Raw genomic sequence first — 4,613 nt, forward strand, 5'->3', positions numbered from 1 at the left:
TCGATTTCAGCGATCATGTCGCCCGCCTTTACGACGTCTCCAAGTTTGACGTATAGTTTTTTAATCTGGCCGCCGACTTGTGCGCCCACGTCGATTAGCTCGGTAGCGTAGATCTCGCCGTTGCTTTCGATACTTTTTACGAGCTCGCCGCGAACGGCTTTTGAGGTTATAAACTGATCGACTTGCGGGACGTTAAAATTTTTATCATAAAAGTAGTAACCAATCCCAGCCAGCACGGCTAAAACCGCGATAAATTTGATAAGTTTTTTCATTATTTCTCGCTTTTTTAAATTTAACGCGAGATTATATACAAAAACCCGTTAAGGCGATGTTAAGTAATTCAATTAAATTTTATTTTTCTTTAATGCGAGCCGCCGTATAATCGGTTTTTTAAAATTTATAACTCGGATTACGCAAATGTTTACGCAATTATTATCTATTTTTATCATTATCGCTTCGGGCTACGGGGCGAAAAAATTTAAAGTCTTTGAGCAAAAAAACGCCTCCGTATTCATAAACTACGCGCTTTGCTTCGCGCTTCCGGCACTGATTTTCGATAAAATTTACCACGTAAACATCGACACCACGCTTATCAACGTCATCGCCACCGGTTTTGCCTGTTCGATGCTGGGAGCGGCGGCAATATTTTTGGCGTGCAGATTTTTAAAATTTAACAAAGCCACGACCGTGAGCGCCGTACTACTCGGAATGTTCGGAAACACCGTATTTATGGGTATGCCTATCATCAAAGGCTTTTTCGGCGAAGACGCGATGAACGAAGTCATCTTTTACGATCAGTTAGCCACCTCGATCCCGATTAGCATTTTTGGGCCTTTTATCCTGGCTTTCGGCGCTCCGGCGAAGGTTTCGCTCGTGCAAAACGTGATGAAAGTGATCAAATTTCCCCCATTCGTCGCGCTAATTTTTGGCTTTTTACTCCGCGGCGTTCCGCTTCCAAGCGTGCTATTTGACGCGCTTACTCTTTTTGCTCAGAGCGTCGTTCCAGTCGCGCTTTTTGCGATCGGCATCGGGCTTGGTTTTCGCAGTATCAAAAGCTGCTATAAATCAACCGCCGTCGTTATCATCGGCAAGATGCTGCTAGCGCCTTTTATTTTTATATTAGCCACGATAGTTTTTGGCGTAAATTTCGGTCAAATTTGGATGATAGGCATCCTGCAGTGCGCCATGCCGCCGATGGTGCTAGCAAGCGCGATGATCATGAAAGCAGAGCTAGATAGCCAGCTAGCTGTCGCCGCAGTGGCCGTCGGAGTCGCGTTTAGCTTCGTTAGTTTGCCGCTTTTATCGTTTGTTTTTAGCCTGATGGCTTAAATTTCACGCTCATTTCACGTTTCTTGGCTAAACTTCCATCATAAATTTTCTTAAAGGAGATGCTATGAAAAAGTTAGCTTTAGTTGCGCTTAGCGCGTTGTTCGTTACAGGTTCTATCTTTGCCGCCGAGATGAAAGGCGATATGATGGAGAAAAAAGATACCATGATGGAAAAGAAGGACGCCATGATGGAGAAAAAAGACGATATGATGATAAAAAAGGACGAAATGAAGGGCGACATGAAAGAGATGAAAGACGATATGGGTAAAAAGAAAGACGACATGAAAGATATGAAAAAGGATAAGATGTAATGACGCAAATTTTGCTCGTAGAGGACGATGAGACGCTAAGCGAACTCATCAGCGAGTACCTAAGCGAACAAGGCTACGACGTGACCGTTCGAGCCGATGCTAAAGCAGCTCTAGATACCGCCTACGAGCGAAATTTTGATATCCTGATCCTCGACGTCAAGCTGCCTAAAGGCGACGGTTTCTCCCTTTTGCGCGAACTTAGGCGGCTTGGCGACGACACGCCTGCGATCTTTACCACCTCGCTAAACGCGCTACAAGACCTAGAGATCGGCTACAAAAGCGGCTGCGACGACTACCTTAAAAAGCCGTACGAGCTAAAAGAGCTTTTGCTTCGTATTCAAATTTTAATCAAGCGCAAATTTTCTCACGTAAATGACGAATTTATCGAGCTTAACGATGGATATAAATTTTATCCAAGCTCCAAAACGCTAAGGCAAAACGGGCAAATCGTAAACCTCTCAAACAAAGAAAGCGAACTTTTGGCGCTATTTTTGGAAAATAAAAACGCGCTGCTGAGCAAAGAGACGATATTTGATAAAATTTGGAACTACGGCGAGGAACCTAGCGAGCTGAGCCTGCGGGTTTACGTCAAAAACTTACGCCGAATTTTAGGCAAGGACGCGATCATAAATAGGCGCGGCGACGGCTATATCTATGTCTGAGCGCTCCGCCGTTATAGCCAAAATCCTCTCGCTTTATCTCATCACTAGCGCCCTATTTTTGGGGTATTTTTTCACGAATGACTATAAGATGAAAAAAGAAGCCCTCGTCTCAAACGAGGTCAAAAACCTAAAAGAGATCAAGATGGGCATCTACATGAAAGCGCGCATGGACGGGCTTGGCGCGGTAGAAAGCTTTACCGCCGAAAAAGACGTCAAAGCCTGCATCGTAGCTAAAAGCGGTCAAATTTTATACGGCGAGGCGGGCTGCGCTAAATTTGACGACGCACAGAGTGGGCAGTCGTATCGGACGGCAAGGTGACGATATTTGAGGCGCTACAAAACATGGACGAAGGCGGCGCGGACGAGCTAGCCACGGCAAAGATCGCGCTAAGCGGCAAGGACGTCACGAGCGAGCTAAATTTGCTGCGACTGCGTACGGCGCTAAATTTGCTTATCGTTTTAGGCGTTATCATGATAATCGCCTTTTATCTAGCAAAGACCGCGCTAGCGCCGCTACACGCCAAGATCGCCGCGCTAAATCGCTTTATAAAAGACTCTACTCACGAGATAAACGCGCCCCTTAGCGTCATACTTATGAGCATCGAAACGGCAGATAAAAGTAGCCTAAGCCAGAGAAATCTAAAGCGCCTAAACAACATCCAAACCGCCGCCAAAACGCTAAGCCGCACCTATGAGGACCTCACGTATTTATCCTTTGGCGCCGAGCGCTGCGCGCCTAAAGAAGAGCTAAATTTGAAAGATATTTTAAACGAGCGGCTCGAGTTTTTCGCTCCATTTTTTGCTAAACGAGGGCTTGATCTAAGGTTAAATTTAAATGACGCTCTCATAAACGCAAACGTCTACGAGCTAAAACGAGCGGTGGATAATCTACTAAGTAACGCCGCAAAATACGCAAACCAAGGCGGCTACGTCGCGGTTAGTTTGCAAGACGGCGAGCTAAAAATCTCAAATAGCGGCGAGGGGTTAAGCAAAGAGCAGCAAGATAAAATTTTCGAGCGATACACGCGGTTTAACGAAGACCAAGGCGGATTTGGTATCGGGCTAAATTTAGTCAAAAGAGCCTGCGAAAACAATGCTATCGCCGTAACCTGCGAAAGCGAACCGGGTAAAGAAACGACCTTTACGCTTAGGTGGGTTAGTTAAATTTGACGGGTTTAAACGCGCACGTTTGGCTAGATAAAATTTGCGAAAAAGCTGGCCGCAAAACAGCTCCGCTTTAGCCGCATTTACTAAATTTTAAAATTTTCTATCTCGTTAAAATTTAGATACCGATAAATTTGCGCCTCTTTGCCAGCAAGTTTTTGGGGCACTATGTTCATGTATTCTGAGGCGCTCGGCAGCCTGCCTAGCACGGCGCAAACTGCCGCTAGTTCGGCGCTACCAAGATACACGCGCGCGCCCATGCCCATACGGTTATCGAAATTTCTCGTCGAGGTCGAAAACACGGTCGCGCCGTCATTTACGCGGGCTTGGTTGCCCATACAAAGCGAACAGCCGGGCACCTCCGTGCGAGCACCCACAGCGCGAAAGATATCGTAGTAGCCCTCCGCCTCCAGCAGCCGCTGATCCATCTTGGTTGGCGGCGCGATCCAAAGTCTAGTCGGTAGCGCCCCGAGCCCACGCAGAGCCTCGCCGAGCGCTCGGTAGTGGCCGATATTCGTCATGCAGCTACCCACAAATACCTCGTCGATCTTGTGCGGGCGCGAGCTATCGGCTAAAATTTCGCTCAAAGTCGCGACGTCGTCGGGGTCGTTCGGGCAGGCCAGGATAGGTTCTGTTATCTCATCCAAATTTATCTCGATCACCTCGGCGTAGCACGCGTTTTTGTCGGCTCGCAGCAGCTCGGGTGCCGCTAGCCACTCGCGCATTTTCGCCGCACGGCGCTCCAGGCTCGCCCTGCTCTCATACCCAGCCTCTATCATCGCCTCGATGAGAGCGACGTTTGAGCGGATGTATTCGCAGGCGCTCTCGATGCTCAAATTTACCGCGCAGGCTGCCGCAGAGCGCTCGGCCGAGGCGTCGCTTAGCTCAAATGCCTGCTCGACTTTTAGCTCCTCCAGCCCCTCGATCTCTAAAATTTTACCCGCAAATATGTTTTTTTTGCCCTTCTTTTCGACCGTAAGTAGCCCACGCTTGATCGCGTAGTAGGGGATCGCATTTACCAGATCGCGCAGCATCACGCCCTTTTGTAGCCGTCCGCTAAATCGCACGAGCACGGACTCTGGCATATTTAGCGGCATAGCTCCAGACACCGCTGCAAACGCCCCCAGTCCGCTACCAGCAGGGAAGCT

At 48.1% G+C, this 4,613-nt stretch carries 4 protein-coding genes and 2 pseudogenes; 4 read left to right on the forward strand and 2 right to left on the reverse strand.

Annotation, left to right across the window (positions count from 1 at the left end):
• A pseudogene (locus tag H740_RS09575) lies at nucleotides 1–272 on the reverse strand (efflux transporter periplasmic adaptor subunit); the annotation flags it as partial.
• A 145-nt stretch (nucleotides 273–417) separates the two neighbouring features.
• Between H740_RS09575 and H740_RS09580 the strand changes: the two are divergent.
• The 4 genes and pseudogenes from H740_RS09580 to H740_RS09595 all read left to right on the forward strand — a co-directional run bounded on the left by H740_RS09580 (nucleotide 418) and on the right by H740_RS09595 (nucleotide 3,465).
• The gene (locus H740_RS09580; RefSeq protein ID WP_002953574.1) at nucleotides 418–1,329 is read left to right on the forward strand and encodes an AEC family transporter; all 912 of its coding nucleotides are present in this window, start codon (nucleotides 418–420) and stop codon (nucleotides 1,327–1,329) included.
• Nucleotides 1,330–1,393: 64 nt separating this feature from the next.
• A complete protein-coding gene (locus tag H740_RS09585; protein ID WP_002944746.1) occupies nucleotides 1,394–1,639 on the forward strand; it encodes a hypothetical protein in 246 nt (81 codons plus the stop codon).
• On the forward strand, nucleotides 1,639–2,301 hold the full coding sequence (locus H740_RS09590) for a response regulator transcription factor (protein WP_002953576.1): 663 nt from the start codon (nucleotides 1,639–1,641) through the stop codon (nucleotides 2,299–2,301). Before H740_RS09585 ends, H740_RS09590 begins: the two co-directional genes overlap by 1 nt.
• A pseudogene (locus H740_RS09595) lies at nucleotides 2,294–3,465 on the forward strand (sensor histidine kinase). Before H740_RS09590 ends, H740_RS09595 begins: the two are co-directional and overlap by 8 nt.
• An 86-nt stretch (nucleotides 3,466–3,551) precedes the next feature.
• Here the strand turns inward: H740_RS09595 and H740_RS09600 are convergent.
• A partial coding sequence (locus H740_RS09600; protein ID WP_002953577.1) for an aconitase family protein occupies nucleotides 3,552–4,613 on the reverse strand: 1,062 nt, incomplete at its 5' end.

Origin of the sequence: Campylobacter showae CC57C, from assembly GCF_000344295.2 — a bacterium.
Lineage (GTDB): Bacteria > Campylobacterota > Campylobacteria > Campylobacterales > Campylobacteraceae > Campylobacter_A > Campylobacter_A showae_B.

What these genes read in the sequence shown, in the direction of transcription:
- H740_RS09580 (WP_002953574.1), top strand. Translation starts at nt 418, where the DNA reads ATGTTTACGCAATTATTATCTATTTTTATCATTATCGCTTCGGGCTAC.
- H740_RS09585 (WP_002944746.1), top strand. Translation starts at nt 1,394, where the DNA reads ATGAAAAAGTTAGCTTTAGTTGCGCTTAGCGCGTTGTTCGTTACAGGT.
- H740_RS09590 (WP_002953576.1), top strand. Translation starts at nt 1,639, where the DNA reads ATGACGCAAATTTTGCTCGTAGAGGACGATGAGACGCTAAGCGAACTC.